This is a genomic window from Stenotrophomonas sp. 107298_Sma, assembly GCF_056480345.1.
The window spans coordinates 4,714,188-4,731,882 of the sequence record NZ_CM151094.1 but is presented as its reverse complement, the minus strand read 5'-3'; the positions used below and the strand labels follow the sequence as shown (position 1 = coordinate 4,731,882).

The window sequence follows — 17,695 nt, the reverse complement described above, 5'->3', positions numbered from 1 at the left end:
GTCAGCTCGCAGCAGAAGTAGCGTTGAAATCCAGGTCGGGCGACAGCCGGTAGGCCGCGCTCAATTCGTTGTAGCCGGCCGGCGCGCCGGAGATCGCCAGCGGATGGCCGCTCGTGCGTGCACGCGCGGCCAGCTCAGCCAGCAGGGCCAGGCCGGCGCTGTCCACGCGCTCGACCTCGCCCAGCTCCAGCCGTGCCAGTTTCGCCGGCAGTGCCTGAAGTTGCGGCCACAGTGCGATCACCGCGGCACGGTCGAGCACCCCGCGCAGGCGCAGGGTGTCGCCTTCCAGCAGCGCCAGCGCGTTACTTGCCATTGCCCGCGGGCCCGGCCTGCATGCTGCCGCTGTGCAGCTCGGTGGCCACCTGCTTGATGCCCTTCTGGCGCAGCGGGGTGTCAAACTGGTTGCGGAAGGTCTGCACGTAGGAGATGCCTTCGATGTTGACGTCGAAGATCTTCCACTGGCCGTTCACGTTGCGCATCCAGTACTCGACCGGGGTCGGCTCGTTGCCGGCGCGCACCAGTTCGGTGCTCACGCGCACGCCACGATTGCCCGGCAGCGGGCTTTCACCCTTCAGGCGGAAGCTCGGCTTGCCCTGGATGTTCAGCAGGGTCGAACCGTAGCGCTGCATCAGGCTGTCGGCCATCGCATCGGCGAACAGCTTGATGTCAGCATCGGAAGCACCGCGGGCGTGCGGGCCCAGCACCAGGCGCGCGGCATAGTCGCGGTCGAAGGTGCGGGTCAGCTCGCTGTCGATGTAGCTGCGCAGGCTGGCCGGGTTGCTGGTGAATTCGCTCTTGCGCTGCTGCAGGGTGCTCAGGATGCGGCTGCTGGCATCGATCACCACCTTGCCCGCCTGCCCCTGCGCCGCGGCTGCGGCGGGAGCGGCGGCCTGCGCCTGGGCGAGGAACGGAGTGGCTGCCAGCAGCGCCGAGGCGAGCAGGGCCGGGATCAGTTTCATCTTCATGGTTGCGGTTCCGTTGCAGGCGCCTGTGCGCCATCGTTGGGCTTCTGAGCAGCGCCGCCACCGGCGCCGCCACTGAACATGTACTTGCCGACCAGCTGGATCAGGTCCACGGCGGGCTGGGTGAAGACGATCTCGTCGCCGGCCTTGAGCACGTCCGGATCACCGCCCGGCTGCAGACCGATATAGCTCTCGCCCAGCAAACCGCTGGTGAAGATGCCGGCCGAGGTGTCCGCCGGCAGGTCCTTGACCTTGCTGTCCATGCGCAGGGTCACGATCGATTCGAACTTCACCGGGTCCAGGTCGATCGAAGCGACCTGGCCGACGGTGACGCCGCCGATCTTCACCGGCGCCTGCTTGCGCAGCTGACCAACCTGGGAGAAGCGTGCCTTCAGGTCGTAGCCTTCGCTGCCCCAGCTCCAGCGCTGGTTGGTCGAGGCCACGGCCAGCACCATCAGCGAGGCCAGGGCCAGCAGCAGGAAGGCGCCGACGGAGAATTCGAGTCTGGGACCGCGGATGGCCATGTGGATTACCTGATCGAGTCGTTGTGGCTGCGCGCCGATGCGCACCGCCGGTGGAGGGGTTAGGTGAACAACATTGCCGACAGCACGAAGTTGAACATCAGCACCAGCAGCGAGGCGTTGACCACCGCACGGGTAGTGGCGACAGAGGTGCCTTCGATGGTCGGTTCGGCATGGAAGCCGACGTAGGACGCGACCAGTGCCGCGGTGCCGCCGAAGATCGCCGACTTCAGCATCGCCACGCCGAAGTCGTCCCAGAAGTCCACGCTGTTGCGCAGCGCCGACCAGAACACGCCATTGTCCAGGCCCAGCACGTGTACTGCTTCAAAGTAGCTGGCGCTGATCGCCAGCGAACAGAACACGCCGGTCAGCAGCGGCACGGTCAGCACCGCCGCCCAGAAGCGCGGCGCCACGGCCTTGGCCACTGGATCGATGGCCATCAGCTCCAGTGCCTTGATCTGGTCGGTGGCACGCATCAGGCCCAGTTCGGCGGCGATCGAGCTGCCGGCGCGGCCGATGAACAGCAACGCGGTCAGCACCGGTGCCAGTTCGCGGTACAGCGACAGGCCGAGCAGGGTCGATAGTGCGTCGGCCGCACCGAAGGTGGTCAGCGTGCGGTAGCCCTGCAGGGTCAGCACCAGGCCGACGAAGGCACCACCGACGGCGATGATCGGCAGCGAGCGCGCACCGATCTTGTAGATCTCGCGGGTCAGCTCGCCCAGGAAATCACGGGTCGGCAGCGAACCACGCAGCACGGTCAGCGAGAACAGGCCGGCACGGCCCAGCGAGCGGGTGGCTTGGACGAACGGCATCAGGCGACCCTCGCGCGCGGCGCGGCATCGAACGGAATGGGGCCATCGGGCTGGCCATGCAGGAACTGCCGCAGCAGCGGGTCCTGGCTGGACTGCAGCGCTTCGGGAGACCCCTGGAACACGACGCCGCCATTGGCGATCGCGATCACCTGGTCGCAGATCGGCAGCGTCTCGTGCACGTGGTGGCTGACGATGATGCTGGTCAGGCCCAGGCTGTGGTTGAGGCGCTGGATCAGGCTCATGATCACCCCCGAGGCGATCGGGTCCAGCCCGGTCAGCGGCTCGTCGTAGATCATCAGTGGTGGGTCCAGTGCCAGCGCGCGGGCCAGCGCTACGCGCCGGGCCATGCCGCCGGACAGCTCACGCGGCCAGGCATCGGCGGCGGCCAGCAGGCCCACCGCATGCAGCTTCATCTGCACCAGCCGGCGCAGTACCGCAGCGGGCAGGCGGGTGTGGGTGCGCAGCGGCAGCGCCACGTTCTCGGCCACGGTGAGGTCGGTCAGCAGGCCATTGCCCTGCAGCAGCACGCCCACGCTCTTGCGCATTTCCAGCAGCGCGCCGCTGTTGTGCGGAATCGGCTTGCCGAACAGGGTGACCTCGCCGGCGACCGGGCGCAGTTCGCCGGTCAGCGCCGCCAGCAGGGTCGACTTGCCACTGCCGGACGGACCGAGCACCGCAGTGATGCTGCCCTTGGGCACCTGCAGCGACACGTCGCGCAGGATCGTGCGCCCGCTCCGGTCGATGCGGACGTTGGATAACTGCACCAGACTGGAGGCGGAAGCCGACATGGGCACCATTAACGTTTTTTAGACATCGAAGGATCGGGCCCGTCTGCTGAACATAAGCAGACTGGACGGTCCAGTATTGTTGCACGGCAAGCCCTCGCGCAGGCCGGGACAATCGACAGGGGTCCCGGAACAATCCGTACCGGCGATGGCCCGGATCATTGAATACTGCGTGCCGTGCTGCACACTGTGCACGATGAGTGACCCGGGCAGCGATTTCCGCCTCTACCATTCCAACTCCCTGGACGTGCTGGCCGCGCTGCTGGCGCGCAACGTGCGTGCGCCGGTATCTGGCCAGCCGTTGCTGGCACCGGAAGTGGTGCTGATCCCGCAGGTGGCGATGCGGCGTTGGCTGCAAGCGACACTGGCGGCTGAGTTTGGCGTTGCCGCCAATCTTGAATTCCTGACCCCGGGCGAGTTCGTGGCCCGTGCGCTGAAGGCCAATGTCAGCGGCGAGCAGGACGACCTGGACGCGGCCGGCCTGCACTGGAAGCTGTACCAGGCACTGCGTGACCCGGTACTGCTGGCGCAGCCCCCGATGCGCGCGCTGCAGTCCTATCTTGCCGGTGGCGACGCGTTGAAACCGTGGGCGCTGGCCGGCGAGCTGGCCTCGGTGTTCGAGAAGTACCAGGCCTGGCGTCGTGACTGGCTGCTGCGCTGGGCCGCCGGTGCCGATCCGGCCGACCCGCAGGCGATCCTGTGGCGCACCATCACCCACGGCCACGACTATCGCGCGCGCCGCATCCAGGAATACCTGGACCGCTTCGAGGGTGCCGGTAAGCCGCTGCCGCAGGGCTTGCCGCTGCGCATGTCCGCGTTTGCGACGCTCAACATCTCGCCCGACGTGCTGCGGGTGATGGCCACCCAGGCGCGTGTCGGCGAGCTGCACTTCTATATGCCCACCCCGGTGCAGTCGTACTGGGGCGATCTGCAGACCCTGGCCGAGCGCCTGCGCAGCGGCGCGCCGGACCCGTTCGGCGAGGCCGCAGGCGAGAACCGCCTGCTGGAAGCCTGGGGTGCGGCGGGCCGCGACTTCATGGCGGTGCTGGGCAGCTACGAGGTGGTGCACCCGGCCGGCGAGATTGCGGCCTATTCCGATCCGGAGGAGGACACACGCCCGAGCCTGGACCAGGGCGGCCTGTCCGATAGCCTGCTGCATCGCCTGCAGCGCGATCTGTTCCACCGCCGCGCGCTGCCCTCGGGCGAGCTGCGCGACGGGCTGCGCAGCGACGACCCCAGCCTGCAGGTGCACGCCTGCCACACCCGCCTGCGTGAGCTGCAGGTGCTGCACGACCAGCTGCGCAGCCTGCTGCAGGACCCGCGCTTCGACCCGCCGCTGCAGGCGCGCGAGATCGCGGTGCTGGCGCCGGACATCGATCCCTACGTGCCGTACCTGGAAGCGGTGTTCGGCGGCCGTGGTGGCGAGGAGGAGCACATCCCCTATGCGCTGGCCGACAGCAGCCCGCTTGCAGGTGAACCACTTGCCGATGTGTTCGTGCACCTGCTGGGGCTGCCGGTATCGCGATTCGGGCTCAATGAAGTGCTGGACCTGCTGGCCAGTGCACCGCTGGCCGAAGCGGCTGGGCTGGAAGCGGTGGACTTCGACCGCCTGCATGGCTGGCTGCAGCAGGCCGGTGCACGCTGGGGCCTGGATGCGAAGCACCGCCACCAGCACCAGGCGCCGGCCGACGACGCCTACACCTGGCAGTTCGCGCTGGACCGCCTGGTACTCGGTCACGCCACCGGCAGCGAGACCGACCTGGCCGGCGTGGCGCCGTGGATCGAGCTGGAAGGGGGTGCGCTGGAAGCGCTGGACCGGCTGCTGCGCCTGCTGCGCGTGCTGGCGATCTACCAGCATCGCCTCGGCGAGCTGCTGACCCCGGCGCAGTGGCGGCAGCGGCTGCTGTCGCTGCTCGATGCACTGTTGCCCACCGCGCCCAGCTCGCCCAACAGCCAGCGCGCGCTGGAGCGCCTGCGCAAGCTGCTCAACCAGTTTGCCGACGATGCCGCCAAGGCCGGTTTCGAAGACGGCGTGCCACCGGAGGTGGTGCGTTCGCACTTCGCCGGTGCGCTGGGCGAGGCCGATACGCGCGCACCGCTGCTGACCGGTGGCATCAGTTTCGGCCGCATGGTGCCGATGCGCCTGCTGCCATTCCGGGTGATCTGCGTGCTGGGCCTCAATGACGGTGATTTCCCGCGCCGTGACCCGGCTGCCGGTCTCAACCAGCTCACCGCCGAGCTGGATACGCCGCGCCGCCGTCCGGGCGACCGCTCCACGCGCGAGGACGACCGCTTCCTGTTCCTGCAGCTGTTCGCCGCCGCGCAGGAGGTGTTCTATCTCAGCTATCTCGGCGCCGATCCGCGCGATGGAAGCGTGCGCGAGCCGTCGGTGCTGGTCAGCGAACTGATCGATGCCGCCGCTGCGTATCACCTCGATCCGCCTCTGGCGGTCCGCGACTTCACCGTGCGCCACGCACTGCAGCCGTTCTCGCCAGCCGCGTTTGGTGATGGCGATCCACGCCGCTTCAGCTATCGCCGCCAGTGGCATCCGGCGGCCGGTCGCCTCACCGGCCAGCGTGGTGGACTGCAGCCGTGGTTCGATGCACCGTTGCCACCGCCGCTCGACGATGCGGTGGAAGACGAGGTCGCGCTCGATACCCTGCGCCGTTTCCTGTGCGATCCGGCCGGGCAGTTCCTGGCGCAGTCGCTGGGCCTGCGCCTGGCTGACGAGGTCGAGGAGGTCGATGACCTGGAACCGCTGGTGCTGTCTTCGCGTGGCCCGGAAAAGCGCAGTGTGCAGGCGGCGGTGGTGCGCGCTGCGCTCAGTGGCGATATCGAGCCGTTGTACCCGCGCTTGCGCGCACGCGGCCTGCTGCCCTCGGGTCCATTGGGCGAGCGCCAGTTCGAGGTGGAGCAGTTGAAGACGCGCCCGTATGCCAGTGCATTGCTGGGCTGGATGCAGGGCGAACCACTGGAAAGCCGTCGCTATGAGGTGGAGATCGATGGCGTGCGCCTGCATGGCCGCGTGGCCGATCGGCATCCCGAAGGGCTGGTACGCCTGCGCGCCGGCACGCTCAATGGCAACGCAGTGATCCGTCAGGGCCTGGACTGGCTGCTGGCCAACGCCGCCGGCGACGCATTGCCCCTCGTGCAGTTCCACGATGGCGGCGATGCCGGTCCGGGCCCGCATGTGCTGCCGGCACTGAGCGTTCCCGCTGCACGGGCGGCGCTGCGTGCACTGCTGCAGCTGCGCCAGCGTGGCCTGCGTGAACCGCTGCGCTTTGCCCCGTATACCGGCTGGGTGCTGTACAACGCGCCGGCAGAAAAACAGCGCAGCGAAGGCTGGAAGCAGTGGCACGGCAGCGACCGCAGCTGGGGTGAAGCCAGCAGCGACGCCTGGCAGCTGCTGCTGCGTGGCGCCGACCCGTTCGCCACCGATGCCAGCTATGCCGACCTGCTGCGCAACAGCCAAGTGGTCTTCAGCGCGGTGCGCGAAGGCCGCACCCTCGGCGCCGAAGCACGCCAGGAGGGCGGCGCATGAACACCGCCATCGCCGAAGACGGCATCGAATCCCTCAACCGCGATCCCTATCTGGCCCTGCCGCTGGACGGCATCCGCCTCATCGAAGCCAGCGCCGGCACCGGCAAGACCTTCACCCTGGCCACGCTGTTCACCCGGCTGGTGGTGGAGCAGGGCCTGCGTATCGGCCAGATCCTGGCAGTGACCTTCACCGATGCCGCCACCCAGGAACTGCGCAAGCGCATCCGCGAGCGCCTGGCGCTGGCCGCGCGCCTGGTCGATCTGGAAGCGGCCGAGGGTGAAGCACCGGACGTGCGATTGACCCGCGAGGTACTGCAGCGCCATCTACAGGTCGGAACCGAGAGCGCGGCCGCATTGAAGCGACGCCTGCAGGTGGCCGCCGATGAGATCGACCTGGCTTCGATCTTCACCATCCACGGCTTCTGCACCCGCGTGCTGCGTGAGCATGCGCTGGAAAGCGGCCATACCTTTGATCCGCCGGAACTGCTGGCCAGCGATCGTGAACTGCTGGAGGAGCTGGCCGCTGACCTGTGGCGCGTGCATGCCAACGACCCGGCCACGCTGGAGCCGCTGACCTGGCTGTGGTCCAACCCGGATGCGCTGGCCGCCGATCTGCGCGCGCTGCTGGCTGCGCCGCCACTGCACCCGTTGCCACAGGCGGTGGCGCTGGCCGATCCACACCCGGCATTGCAGTGCGCGGCGGAAGCACTGTCGGCAAGCGTGCGCGAGCATGGCGAGCAGTTCTTCATCGACCTCTGCGATGCCGTCGACAACAAGTGGATCAACGGGGTGTCCTACAAGCTGGGCTGGCTGCACCCGCTGGGCCGGCAGCTGCTGGCCTGGGCCGAGCGTGCCGACCCGCGCGAACTTCTGGCCAGCGAACGCCTGCCAGCACTGCTGCCGGATGTACTGGCCGAAAAGACCAACAAGAAATTCCCCGATCGCACGCCGTCGTCGCCATTGCAGGCGCCGTTGGCGCGCTATGTCGCGCTGCTGGCCGAACGCGATGCCTGGTTGCGTGCCACTGCATTGAATTTCCTGCACGTGCTTCGCGCCGAAGCCACGCAGCGGCTGCAGGCGCTGAAGCGCACGCGCCGGGTGCAGACCTACGACGATCTGATCGATGGCGTGGCGGTGGCGCTGGAAGGCCCGCAACGGCTGCCACTGGTGAAACAACTGCGCGCGCAGTACCGCATCGCGCTGGTCGATGAGTTCCAGGACACCGACGACCGCCAGTGGGGCATCTTCCACACCGTGTTCGGCGATTCGCCGGAGGTACGCGAGCTCGGCCTGGCACCGGCGCTGTTCCTGATCGGCGACCCCAAGCAGGCGATCTATGGTTTCCGCGGCGGCGATATCCATACTTACCTGAAGGCCAGGCAGGTGGCGCAGCAGGCGCCTGTGCTGGACCAGAACTTCCGCTCGCGCCCGGCTGTGCTGCGTGCGCTGCAGGCGCTGTACGACAACGGTGGTGAGGACGCCTTCCTCGAACGCGACATCCAGTTCGAGCCGGTGCGGCCCGGTGGCGTGCGTATCGATACGGACTATCTGCGCAACGGTGATGCCGCCGTGGCGCTGACCCTGCGCGTGCTGCGCAGTGGCGGTGACAAGGCAATGAGTGCCGATGCCTCGCGCGATGCGGCCACCCAGGCCTGCGTGGCCGCGATCCATCAGACCCTGGTCGCTGCGCGGGCCGGCAATGCCGTGTTGCGTGGGCGCCCGGTGCAGCCTGGTGACATCGCGGTGCTGGTGCGCTCGCATCGCGAGGCCACCCTGGTACAGCGCGCGCTGGCCGCGGTCGGCATTCCCGCGGTGGCAGCCGGCAAGCAGAGCCTGTTCGCCACCGCTGAAGCGCGCGATCTTCGTGCGCTGCTGCTGGCACTGCTGCAACCCGCCGACGAAGGCCGCCTGCGTGCGGTGCTGGCCACCGTGCTGCTTGGCCAGCGGGCAAGTGCGATCGCCGCGATGGAACGCGAGGGCGACCTGCAACGCGAGTTCCAGGCGCGGCTGCTGCATTGGCGCGAGCGCTGGCAACGCGGCGGGCCGTTCGCGGTGATTGCCGATGTCTGCGCCGCACAGGGCGAACGCCTGCTGGCGCTGATCGACGGCGAGCGCCGTCTGACCAATTACCTGCAACTGGGTGAACTGCTGCAGGAAGCCTCGGCGCAGGCGCTGGGCATGCACGGCCTGCTGGACTGGCTGCAGGGGCAGATGGCCAGCGCCGACCAGGATGACGAGCAACAGCTGCTGCGCTTGGAATCGGACGCGCGCCGCGTGCAGATCATAACCCTGCACAAGAGCAAGGGCTTGGAGTATCCGCTGGTGTTCCTGCCGTTTGTCGGCATCGACGGTGGCGCACCGAACACTGCCTCGCACTGCACGGTGCATGTGGGCGGCCGGCGCCAGCTGCACTGGAAGCTGGACAAGGACGAGGCCTGGGAAGCGGCGAGTGCCCAGCGCGAGCGTGAGCAGCGTGCCGAGGATGCGCGCCTGCTGTATGTGGGACTGACCCGTGCCGAGCATGCGCTGTGGATCGCAGTGGGCGATCTGGCGGGGCTCGGCAAGACGCGTCTGGCGCCGCTGCTGGGTGACCTGCAGGCGCTGCGCTCGCACGCCGATGTGTACATCGATGACAGTGAGGCACCGTCCTCGCTGCCACCGCTGGCGGCCGAAGTGGAAGGTGACCTTCCGGCGGTGCGTGCCCTGACCCGGCGCGTACCGCACGATTGGTGGGTATACAGCTTCACCCAGCTCGCCCATGCCGATGCCGGCGCGGGCAGTGATATCGAAGCCGCCGCGACCGAGCTGCCGGCGCCCGCTGCTGACGAACCCGCTGGCCCGGAACTGCCACTGGAACCGGCGTTGCCGGAAGCCGCGGCGGCGGCCGAGGACAGCACACCGATCGACCCGCGCTTCATGGGCAGTCGTTTCGGCAACGTGCTGCACGAAGCCATGGAGAACGTCGATTTCGCTGCCTGGGGCGATTGGCAGCCCGGCCAACAAGCGCCAGAAGGCCAGGCCGAGGTGCTGCGCAAGGCGCTGCACGATGAGGGCTATGCCGATGCCGATCTGGACGATGGCGTGGCGGTGCTGGTGCCGCTGGTCGGCCACACGCTGACCGTACCGCTGCCCGAAGGCGGCGCGCTGCACAGTCTGGGCGAAGGCGAGCGCCGCGCGGAAATCGACTTCCATTTCGCCATCGAACCGACGACGGTGCCGGCGCTGCTGCAGGTGCTGCATGCGCACGGTGTTTCCAGCACGCGACGCGGCTTCGGCCAGCGCCGCCGGTTGGAAGGGCTGATGACCGGCATGATCGACCTGACCTATGTGCGCGACGGGCGCTGGTACGTGCTCGACTACAAGTCCAACCGCCTGCCTGGTTACAGCCCGGACCTGCTGGCCATTGCCATGCGCCACAGCGAGTACGACCTGCAGGCGCTGATCTACACCGTGGCCCTGCATCGCTGGCTGCGTTTCCGCCTGGGTGCGGCCTACGACTACGAGCGCGACATGGGCGGCATCCGCTATCTGTTCTGCCGCGGCCTGGATGCCGCCGGCAACGGTGTGCATGTGGACCGCTTCCCGTTGGCGCTGGTGGATGCCCTGGATGCGTTGTTCGCCGGTGGCGAAAAGGCCCAGGCCGAACTGGCCGCGCGTGCCCGTGGAGCCGGCGCATGAGCCTGTTGAAGGAGCTGCACAAGAAAGGCTTGCTACGCACCCTCGACCATGCATTGGCGACCAGCCTGCAGCGGCTGCGCGACGACACGCCCGAGAGTGTGGCACTGGCGGCCGCCCTGGCTTCTTTGGCGGTATCGCAGGGACACGCAGCGTTCGATCCGGCACATCCGCAGCGGTTGCTGGAAGGCGTTCCCGAGTGGCCTGCCGCGCAGGACTGGCTGGCACAGTTGCGCGCATCGCCCTGGATCGCGACGCCGGAGCAGGCCGACGCCATCGCCGAGGATGCACCGCTGGTGCTGGAAAACGGGTTGCTCTACCTGCGCCGCTACCGTGAGTACGAGCGTCAGCTGGCGGCTGGGCTGCAGCGCATCGGCCGACATCCGCTGCCGGCGCCGGACATGGCAGCGTTGGCGCCGTTGTTCGCGCAGCTGTTCCCACAGGCACTGGGCGGCGAGGATCACCAGGCACGCGCCGCCGGCGTGACCCTGCGCCATCCGCTGGCGCTGGTCACCGGCGGCCCCGGCACCGGCAAAACCACCACCATCGCGCGCCTGTTGCTGCTGCTGGCCGCGCAGGCCCGGCAGGCCGGCCAGCCGCTTCCCGAGGTGGCGCTGGCTGCGCCTACCGGGCGCGCCGCCGAGCGCATGGCCGAGAGCCTGCGCGTGGCCGTGCAAAGGCTGCAGGAACAAGGACTGGACCCGGCGTTGTGCACGGCGCTGCCCAGTACCGGCACCACCCTGCATCGCCTGCTCGGCGTGATTCCCGATTCACCGCGCTTCCGCCATCACGCCGATAACCCGCTGCCGGTGGACGTGGTCGTGGTCGACGAAGCCTCGATGATCGATCTGCCGATGATGGCCAAGCTGGTCGATGCGATCGACAGCGGCACCCGGCTGATCCTGCTCGGCGATCCCGACCAGCTGCCGTCGGTCGAAGCCGGCGACGTGCTCAGCGCGATCCTGCGTGCCAGCGGCGACGGCATCGGCACCCGTGCCGACGACGCGCAGGCGTTGCACGGCCTGCTGGCGCCGGCCACCTTGCAGCCGCAGGCCTCGCCACGCGCCTTCGCCGGCCGCCGCGTGCAGCTGCAGCGCGGTTACCGGCAGAGCGATGCGCTGGACCTGGCACCGCTGGCACATGCCGTGCGCGAGGGCGACAGCAGCACCGCGCTGCAGCTGCTGCGCAGTGGTGAACTGGCCGGCGTGCATTTCCACGAAGGCGAAGCCGATCCGCTGCGTGGCCAGCGTGAGCACCTGCTGGGCCATTGGCGCGCGCTGGCCGACACCGCCGATCCGGTACGGGCCCTGCAGCAGGCGGGTCGCCTGCGCGTGCTGACCGCCTTGCGCGAAGGCCCGCAGGGCGCGCGCGGGCTCAACAGCCGTATCGAACAGCTGCTGGCCGGCAACACCCCCGGCTACTTCCAGGGCCGCCTGCTGCTGGTCACCGAGAACAGCTACCGGCATCGCCTGTTCAACGGCGATATCGGCATCTGCCTGCGTGATGGCAGCGGCGCGATGGTGGCCTGGTTCCCCGGCGACAGCGTCGATCAGCCGCGCGCCTTCCACCCGGCCGCACTGCCCGCGCACGAAAGCGCCTTCGCGATGACCGTGCACAAGGCGCAGGGCTCGGAGTTCGACGAAGTGTGGTTGCAGCTGCCGCGCCAGGACAGCCGCGTGCTGTCGCGCGAACTGGTCTACACCGGCCTGACCCGCGCCCGTCAGGTCCTGCATGTGGCCGGCAGTGCCGACGTGCTGCAGGCCGCGCTGAAGCGCCACGCCAGCCGGTTGGGTGGCCTGGCCTGGCGACTGGGTGTGGAAGCGGTGGTCGAAGCACCGGCGCGCATCGAACAGCCTACGGTGCAGGGCAGGTTGTTCTGAACGGGGGTCGGATCCCGTTCCCTTCGGGAACGGGCTCTGACCCCTTCACCTGATCGCCAGGCAGAAGCAGTCGAGCATGACTCGACTCTACAACAGCGTACTTCGATCATTCCGACGTTCATCCACGCATGCCGTGGATCTACCGTGTCGACCAAGGTCGACACCCACCAGAGCAGAACGCCGTGCCGACAGCTCGCAGGAAACTGTCGAAGGCGGGGTGGGTCCGGTTGAGGGGGTGTGAGCGGCATGGATGCCGCGACCAAGCCCCCATGGATGGGTTTACGGCGTCCCCCTCAACCGGACCCACCCCGCCATCCCAAGGAATACCCGCTTTTGACGTTGACGTTGATTCGGCAGGTGCAGGGTGCAGCCCTGCCGCCCCCGTCATTCCGCGATCAGTACCAGCCCATCGGGGAACACGATCGCCGCTTCGTCCGCACTGACATCGAAGAACCCCACGCCGTGCTTCTCGGCCAGGTCCTGCACGCGGCCATGCGCGCGCTCGGCCACCGAATAGGCGAATGCACCGTAGATCACCTGACTACCGATGCTGTACTCGGTCACCTCGGCACGATCATCGTCGTCATTGCTCAACGGCCCGTTCATTGGCGGGAACTCCTGCGCCATCTCCGCGAACCACGCCTGCAACGCGGGACTGCTGACCACTGGGTCGTCGTACTCGTGGCGCTCGTTCCACTGCGTCTGCTTCTCGAACCAGGCGATGAAAGCCGCCGCCTCCCGCGGGGCCGCACTGGCCTCGAACACCATCATGTCGTAACTCATTGAACCGTCCTGTTGCAGCGGCAGGGTCGGATCCCTCTCTGCAGGAGAGGGCTCTGACCCCTGCGCGGAGTCTGTGGACGCACAGGGTATCGCGCTACGGCTGTGCGTCCGCACTCATCGCCAGCCCCGGCGCCAATGCCTTCGCCTCCGGGAACAGCGCGAAGCGCAGGCCGATCAGGCCCATCAGGGCTTCATCGCGGGCCTTGCAGGCAGCCACGCTGCCGACCCGGCCCAGCGAGGTATCCAGCCGCTCGCGCAGCGCTTCGGCCGCCACAATCGGCTTGCGCGCGGCAATCTGTCGCCGGTAGTGCACGGCCACTTCTTCCAGGATGTGCTCGACCGCTTCGCGGCTGCGCTCGGGCAGTTCCAGTCGCGCGCGGCGCAGCTGCAGGATGTTCAGGCCGATGCGCGCTTCGTTGAGCATATCCACCGAGGCGATGTCGCTGCCCTCCGGCGTCGCCGCCAGTCGTGGGGCGAGCAGGCCCAGCAGGTCGAGCATGCGTGCGGCGAAGCGCTGCCGATCCTGCTGGCCCCGCCCTTCGGCGGCTTCGGCCAGCGTGGTCCAGCCCTGCCGCACCAGTCGGCGTGCGGTCCACTCGGCACCCACCGAACGGAACAGGCGGGTCATCACCACCGCAAAACCAATGCCGATGAACATCGCGATCGACGAGTTGAGGAAGGTCTGGATGTTGGCGCTGTAGGTGTTCTGCAGGCTCAGCAGCGCGGCCAGGTTCACCGTCAGCGGCAGTGCGAACAGCGCGCTCTTCGGATGGTGCAGCATCAGCCCCAGCGGCAGGAACGCAACCGCCAGCACCAGTGCCAGCAGGCCAAAGTCGTGCACCGCCGGGAACACGCCGAACAGGTACACACCGGCCACCACCGAGGCAACCATCGCCCACACCAGGAACGACACCATGCTCGGTGCCGGGTCGTCCTGTGCGGCGAAGAACGCGGCGGTCACCGCGGCCATCATCGCGCCGTTGCCGCCGCCTTCCCAACCCAGGCCGATCCACAGCACGCAGTAGCTCATCAGCGCCACGCCGGCGCTGAGCGCGGAGAACAGCGCCATGCCGTAGTCGACGTGCTTGTCGGCGGGCACTCGTTCGGTGCGGATGCGGTAGTGCGCGCGGTCCAGCGGCGCAGTGCCGTGGTCGATCGCATGCTGCAGGGTACGGCAGTCCTGCCACAGGTCCACCAGCTCCTCCAGGCGCAGCAGCAGGCTGGCCAGCTGCAGATGCTGCAGGTCGCGGTCCACCTGCGGCTTCAGTGCGCTGATGCGCGCGCGCAGGCGGGCGTACTCGCTGGCGTTGGTCGGCCCGTCCAGCCAGTCGTGGATGTCATCGACCAGCGCCGGCAGGCCTTCGGGCAGGGCGTGGCCATCGCTGCGCAGCGCGCTCAGGCGGTCGGCAATCGAGGACAGCACCGGCAACAGCAGCAGCATGCGCTCGCGCAGGCGCTCCATCGACACCGCCGAACCGGCATGGCGCGGATCATCACGGCGCAGGAATTCGATCAGCGCCTCGAACTGCACCAGGTCGGCGGCCAGCCGGTTGCGTGGCGCATGCGCGCGGCCACGTTCAAGGATCTGCCGGCACCACTGCGCGGCGTCCTCCATCCAGTTGCCGATGCGCGCGCGCAGCATCGGGCGTACCGAGGCCGGGAACAGCAGCGAAGCAAAGAGCACTGCCACCACCGTGCCGAGGATGATCTCCTCGCTGCGTGCCACCACTGTGTCGAAGATGGTTTCCGGCGAGGTCACTGCCGGGAAGCCGATGAAGGCGGTGGTGTAGCCGGCCAGCAGGAATGCGTAACCGCGCGGGCCACGGTTGAGCAGGGCCATGAACAGGCAGCCGGCCAGCCAGATCGACATCGCCGCGCTCAGCACCAGCGGCGTTTCCACCAGCGCCGGCAGCACCAGCAGGGTGGCCAGGCCCGCCACCAGCGTGCCGACGATGCGGTACACGCCCTTGGCCCGGGTGGGGCCGAGCAGCGGTTGGCTGACGATGTACACCGTGCCCATCGCCCAGTACGGGCGCGACAGGTTGCCGGCCATGGCGATGTACAGCGCGGCTACCGCAGCCAGATAGGTCTTGATCGAGAACAGCCAGGCCTGGCGGTCGGTCAGCGCGTTCATGGCTTACTTCGCTGCGGTCGGGGCGTTGGGCGCGGCGGCGCTGGCCTGCCAGCCACCACCCAGCACCAGGAACAGGTGGATCTGGTCGCGCGAGACCTGCGCTTCGGCGGCGGCCAGGGTGGCGTCGCTGGTGGCCAGGCTGCGGTCGGCATCCAGACTGGACAGGTACGGCGTGCGGCCGCCCTGGTACAGCCGGCGGTTCTGCTCGGCGGCCAGCGCGGCCTGCTCCTGCGCGATGCGCAGCGACTGCAACCGGCGCAGGTCCTGCGCATAGCGATCCAGCGCGGTCTGGGTCTCGCGCAGCGCCTGCAGCACGGTGTGGTCGAACTCGGCCAGGGCTGCATCGGCACCCGCCTCGGCGGCGTGGATGCGCGCATGCGTGCCCGAGGACGGCAGCGTCCACGAGATCAACGGGCCGATCGACCACTGCTGGGTCATTGGCGTGCCGAAGTCTTCCAGCAGGCCGGCGGCACCGAGCGAGGCACCCAGGCGGATGTCCGGGTACAGTTCGGCAGTGGCGACACCAATCCGCGCCGTGGCCGAGGCCAGCTTGCGCTCGGCCTGGCGCACGTCCGGGCGACGCTGCAGCAGCGCACGGCCATCACCGACCGGCAGCGGCTGCGCCAGGCTGGGGGCATGTGCACAGTCGATCACGCCGGCCGGCAGCTGACCCGGGGTCTGCCCGAGCAGGGCGGCCAGCGAATAGGCGGCGGCCGAGCGCTGCGCATGCAGCGGTGGCAGTGCGGCTTCCAGCAGCGCCACCTGCGCATTGGCGCGGGCCAGTTCCGGCGGTGTGCCGCGGCCAGCCGCGATCAGGCGCTCGGTGACCGTACGGCTGCGCTGCTGCAATTGCAGGGAATGCTCGGCCACGTGCAGCTCGTGGTTGGCGTGGCAGATTTCCAGGTAGCTGTCCGCCACCTGCGCGACCACGCTGACCTGGGCCAGATCGCGTGCTGCGGCGACCGACTGCTCGTCGGCACGCGCCGCTTCGGCGCCGCGCTTGAGCTTGCCGAACAGGTCGAACTGGTAGCTGACCGCGAACTTGCCATCGGCCAGGTTGATCACCGGCAGCTCGTGCTCCTGCAGGAACGATTCGGCCGACAGCTGTGCGCGGCTGACCCCGGCCTCGGCCTCGTACTCGAAGCCGCCAGCGTCCAGCGCCTGCTCGTACACCGCCGCAGCGCGACGCAGATGCGCATTGGCGGCCTTCAGTTCAACGTTGTCTCGCAGCGCCTGGGTGATCAGGCCTTCCAGTACCGGGTCGTTGTACAGCGACCACCAGCGGTCGGGCAGCGCCTGGTTGGCGGCAATCTGCGGGTTCTGCGTGTCGATGAAGGCGGTATTGGCCTGCGGACGCTTGAACGCCGAACCTTCCGGCAATGCGTAGTCGGGACCGACGGTCCTGCACGCGGCCAGGCTGGCCAGCGCGACGATCAGGCCGAGACGGGGCAGGGCGGCGTTCACAGGCCCGCCTGTGTCGGCGCGTTGCCGGCCTTGTCGTTGTGCGGGTGGCGGCCGGTGTCCACGGTTACGGTGGCGGTGCGGCCGGCGATCAGTTCCACGCCCTTGGGTACTTCATCAATGGCGATGCGCACCGGAATGCGCTGCGCCAGCCGCACCCAGTCGAAGGCCGGGGTCACGTTCGGCAGCAGGGTGCTGCCATTGCTGCGATAACGGTCCTCGATGCCGGCGGCGATGCTTTCGACATGGCCACGCAGCGGGGTCGATTCGCCCATCAGGCGGATGTCCACGGCTTGTCCCGGGGTCACGCCACGCAGGCGGGTTTCCTCGAAGTAGCCGTCAATGCGGAACGAGCCGGTATCCAGCAGCGCCAGCACCGGCTTGCCGGCCACCACGTAGTCGCCCACGCGCATGGTGCGGTCGTTGACGCGGCCATTGGCCGGCGCACGCACTTCCGTACGGGCCAGGTTGAGTTCGGCCAGGTCGACCGCCGCCTGCGCGGTGGCCAGCGCGGCCTGGGCGGCCTGCAGCTTGGCGCGGCGTACTTCGGCATCCTCGGCGGCGACCAGGTCCTGCAGGCTGCGATCACGCCCGATCTCGCGGCGCAGCTGCGTTACCGATGCCTGGCGTTCGGCCAGGCTGGCGCGGCTCTGTTCCAGCGCGATGCGGTAGCGCGCCCGATCAATCACGAACAGCAGATCGCCCTTCTTCACCGCCTGGTTGTCGGCCACCTGCACTGTTTCCACCAAGCCGGACACATCCGGTGCGACCTGCACCACGTCGGCGCCGACATGGGCGTCGCGGGTCCATGGCTCATCCATGTAGTAGACCCACAGCTGGCGCAGCACCAGCAGGGCGACGATCACGGCTGCGCTGGTGAGCAGCACCGGCAGGGTCTTCTTCACGATCTTGTTCACGATTGCATCCAACGCAGAAGGTGGAACAGCAGGCCAAGCACGATCCCGTACAGGGCCAGGTTGAACAGCGCCGGGTGCCATACATGGCGATAGGCGCCGGCACGCTGCAGCAGCGCGTGCAGGCCGCTGTTGACCAGATAGGCCAACAACATCAACCCGAGCAGGGTCGGGACGAACACTCCGTGGAGACTGAATTCACCGGGCATCGGTAGGGGCGAGGTGGGG

The 17,695-nt window shown here is 68.5% G+C and carries 13 protein-coding genes; 3 read left to right on the top strand and 10 right to left on the bottom strand.

Annotation, left to right across the window (positions count from 1 at the left end; all coding sequences use genetic code 11):
• Position 1: 1 nt before the first annotated feature.
• From ACZK2G_RS21775 to ACZK2G_RS21755, 5 genes are read right to left on the bottom strand one after another with little or no spacing between them, the layout of a single operon-like run.
• Complete coding sequence (locus tag ACZK2G_RS21775; RefSeq protein ID WP_012512544.1) at positions 2 to 313, bottom strand: STAS domain-containing protein; 312 nt, start codon at positions 311 to 313, stop codon at positions 2 to 4.
• On the bottom strand, positions 303 to 965 hold the full coding sequence (locus ACZK2G_RS21770) for an MlaC/ttg2D family ABC transporter substrate-binding protein (RefSeq protein WP_046983823.1): 663 nt from the start codon (positions 963 to 965) through the stop codon (positions 303 to 305). The genes ACZK2G_RS21775 and ACZK2G_RS21770 overlap by 11 nt, the downstream gene beginning before the upstream one ends.
• Positions 962 to 1,486 carry an outer membrane lipid asymmetry maintenance protein MlaD gene (gene mlaD / locus ACZK2G_RS21765; RefSeq protein ID WP_010487482.1) on the bottom strand — a complete coding sequence of 175 codons (525 nt, stop codon included), beginning with the start codon at positions 1,484 to 1,486 and terminating at the stop codon, positions 962 to 964. The genes ACZK2G_RS21770 and mlaD overlap by 4 nt, the downstream gene beginning before the upstream one ends.
• Before the next feature lie 59 nt (positions 1,487 to 1,545).
• A complete protein-coding gene (locus tag ACZK2G_RS21760; RefSeq protein WP_046983822.1) occupies positions 1,546 to 2,295 on the bottom strand; it encodes an MlaE family lipid ABC transporter permease subunit in 750 nt (249 codons plus the stop codon).
• Positions 2,295 to 3,083: an ABC transporter ATP-binding protein gene (locus ACZK2G_RS21755; protein WP_046983848.1), complete on the bottom strand. Its 789-nt coding sequence runs from the start codon at positions 3,081 to 3,083 to the stop codon at positions 2,295 to 2,297. Before ACZK2G_RS21755 ends, ACZK2G_RS21760 begins: the two co-directional genes overlap by 1 nt.
• 193 nt (positions 3,084 to 3,276) lie before the next feature.
• Here ACZK2G_RS21755 and recC point away from each other — a divergent pair, with 193 nt between their 5' ends.
• Genes recC through recD form a run of 3 tightly spaced genes read left to right on the top strand, consistent with a single transcriptional unit; the run spans position 3,277 to position 12,175 of the window.
• Entirely contained in the window at positions 3,277 to 6,621 is a 3,345-nt protein-coding gene (gene recC, locus ACZK2G_RS21750) for an exodeoxyribonuclease V subunit gamma (protein ID WP_478475613.1), read from the top strand.
• On the top strand, positions 6,618 to 10,298 hold the full coding sequence (gene recB / locus ACZK2G_RS21745; RefSeq protein WP_478474338.1) for an exodeoxyribonuclease V subunit beta: 3,681 nt from the start codon (positions 6,618 to 6,620) through the stop codon (positions 10,296 to 10,298). Before recC ends, recB begins: the two co-directional genes overlap by 4 nt.
• Positions 10,295 to 12,175 carry an exodeoxyribonuclease V subunit alpha gene (gene recD / locus ACZK2G_RS21740; protein WP_478474337.1) on the top strand — a complete coding sequence of 627 codons (1,881 nt, stop codon included), beginning with the start codon at positions 10,295 to 10,297 and terminating at the stop codon, positions 12,173 to 12,175. The genes recB and recD overlap by 4 nt, the downstream gene beginning before the upstream one ends.
• A 384-nt stretch (positions 12,176 to 12,559) precedes the next feature.
• On the opposite strand, the gene ACZK2G_RS21735 is transcribed toward recD, so the two are convergent.
• From ACZK2G_RS21735 to ACZK2G_RS21715, 5 genes are all read right to left on the bottom strand, one after another.
• Positions 12,560 to 12,958, bottom strand: coding sequence for a hypothetical protein (locus tag ACZK2G_RS21735; RefSeq protein ID WP_046988844.1), 399 nt, complete (start codon positions 12,956 to 12,958; stop codon positions 12,560 to 12,562).
• Positions 12,959 to 13,052: 94 nt separating this feature from the next.
• Positions 13,053 to 15,092 carry an FUSC family protein gene (locus ACZK2G_RS21730; protein WP_046988843.1) on the bottom strand — a complete coding sequence of 680 codons (2,040 nt, stop codon included), beginning with the start codon at positions 15,090 to 15,092 and terminating at the stop codon, positions 13,053 to 13,055.
• 3 nt (positions 15,093 to 15,095) lie between these two features.
• Positions 15,096 to 16,556: an efflux transporter outer membrane subunit gene (locus ACZK2G_RS21725; protein ID WP_046988842.1), complete on the bottom strand. Its 1,461-nt coding sequence runs from the start codon at positions 16,554 to 16,556 to the stop codon at positions 15,096 to 15,098.
• A complete protein-coding gene (locus tag ACZK2G_RS21720) occupies positions 16,553 to 17,470 on the bottom strand; it encodes an efflux RND transporter periplasmic adaptor subunit (protein WP_046988841.1) in 918 nt (305 codons plus the stop codon). The genes ACZK2G_RS21725 and ACZK2G_RS21720 overlap by 4 nt, the downstream gene beginning before the upstream one ends.
• Positions 17,467 to 17,676: a DUF1656 domain-containing protein gene (locus tag ACZK2G_RS21715; RefSeq protein WP_010487502.1), complete on the bottom strand. Its 210-nt coding sequence runs from the start codon at positions 17,674 to 17,676 to the stop codon at positions 17,467 to 17,469. The genes ACZK2G_RS21720 and ACZK2G_RS21715 overlap by 4 nt, the downstream gene beginning before the upstream one ends.
• Between the last annotated feature and the right edge of the window lie 19 nt (positions 17,677 to 17,695).

Bases quoted from the DNA above. Each gene is read 5' to 3' on its own strand.
- ACZK2G_RS21775 (WP_012512544.1), bottom strand. From the start codon at position 313: ATGGCAAGTAACGCGCTGGCGCTGCTGGAAGGCGACACCCTGCGCCTG.
- ACZK2G_RS21770 (WP_046983823.1), bottom strand. From the start codon at position 965: ATGAAGATGAAACTGATCCCGGCCCTGCTCGCCTCGGCGCTGCTGGCA.
- mlaD (WP_010487482.1), bottom strand. From the start codon at position 1,486: ATGGCCATCCGCGGTCCCAGACTCGAATTCTCCGTCGGCGCCTTCCTG.
- ACZK2G_RS21760 (WP_046983822.1), bottom strand. From the start codon at position 2,295: ATGCCGTTCGTCCAAGCCACCCGCTCGCTGGGCCGTGCCGGCCTGTTC.
- ACZK2G_RS21755 (WP_046983848.1), bottom strand. From the start codon at position 3,083: ATGTCGGCTTCCGCCTCCAGTCTGGTGCAGTTATCCAACGTCCGCATC.
- recC (WP_478475613.1), top strand. From the start codon at position 3,277: ATGAGTGACCCGGGCAGCGATTTCCGCCTCTACCATTCCAACTCCCTG.
- recB (WP_478474338.1), top strand. From the start codon at position 6,618: ATGAACACCGCCATCGCCGAAGACGGCATCGAATCCCTCAACCGCGAT.
- recD (WP_478474337.1), top strand. From the start codon at position 10,295: ATGAGCCTGTTGAAGGAGCTGCACAAGAAAGGCTTGCTACGCACCCTC.
- ACZK2G_RS21735 (WP_046988844.1), bottom strand. From the start codon at position 12,958: ATGAGTTACGACATGATGGTGTTCGAGGCCAGTGCGGCCCCGCGGGAG.
- ACZK2G_RS21730 (WP_046988843.1), bottom strand. From the start codon at position 15,092: ATGAACGCGCTGACCGACCGCCAGGCCTGGCTGTTCTCGATCAAGACC.
- ACZK2G_RS21715 (WP_010487502.1), bottom strand. From the start codon at position 17,676: ATGCCCGGTGAATTCAGTCTCCACGGAGTGTTCGTCCCGACCCTGCTC.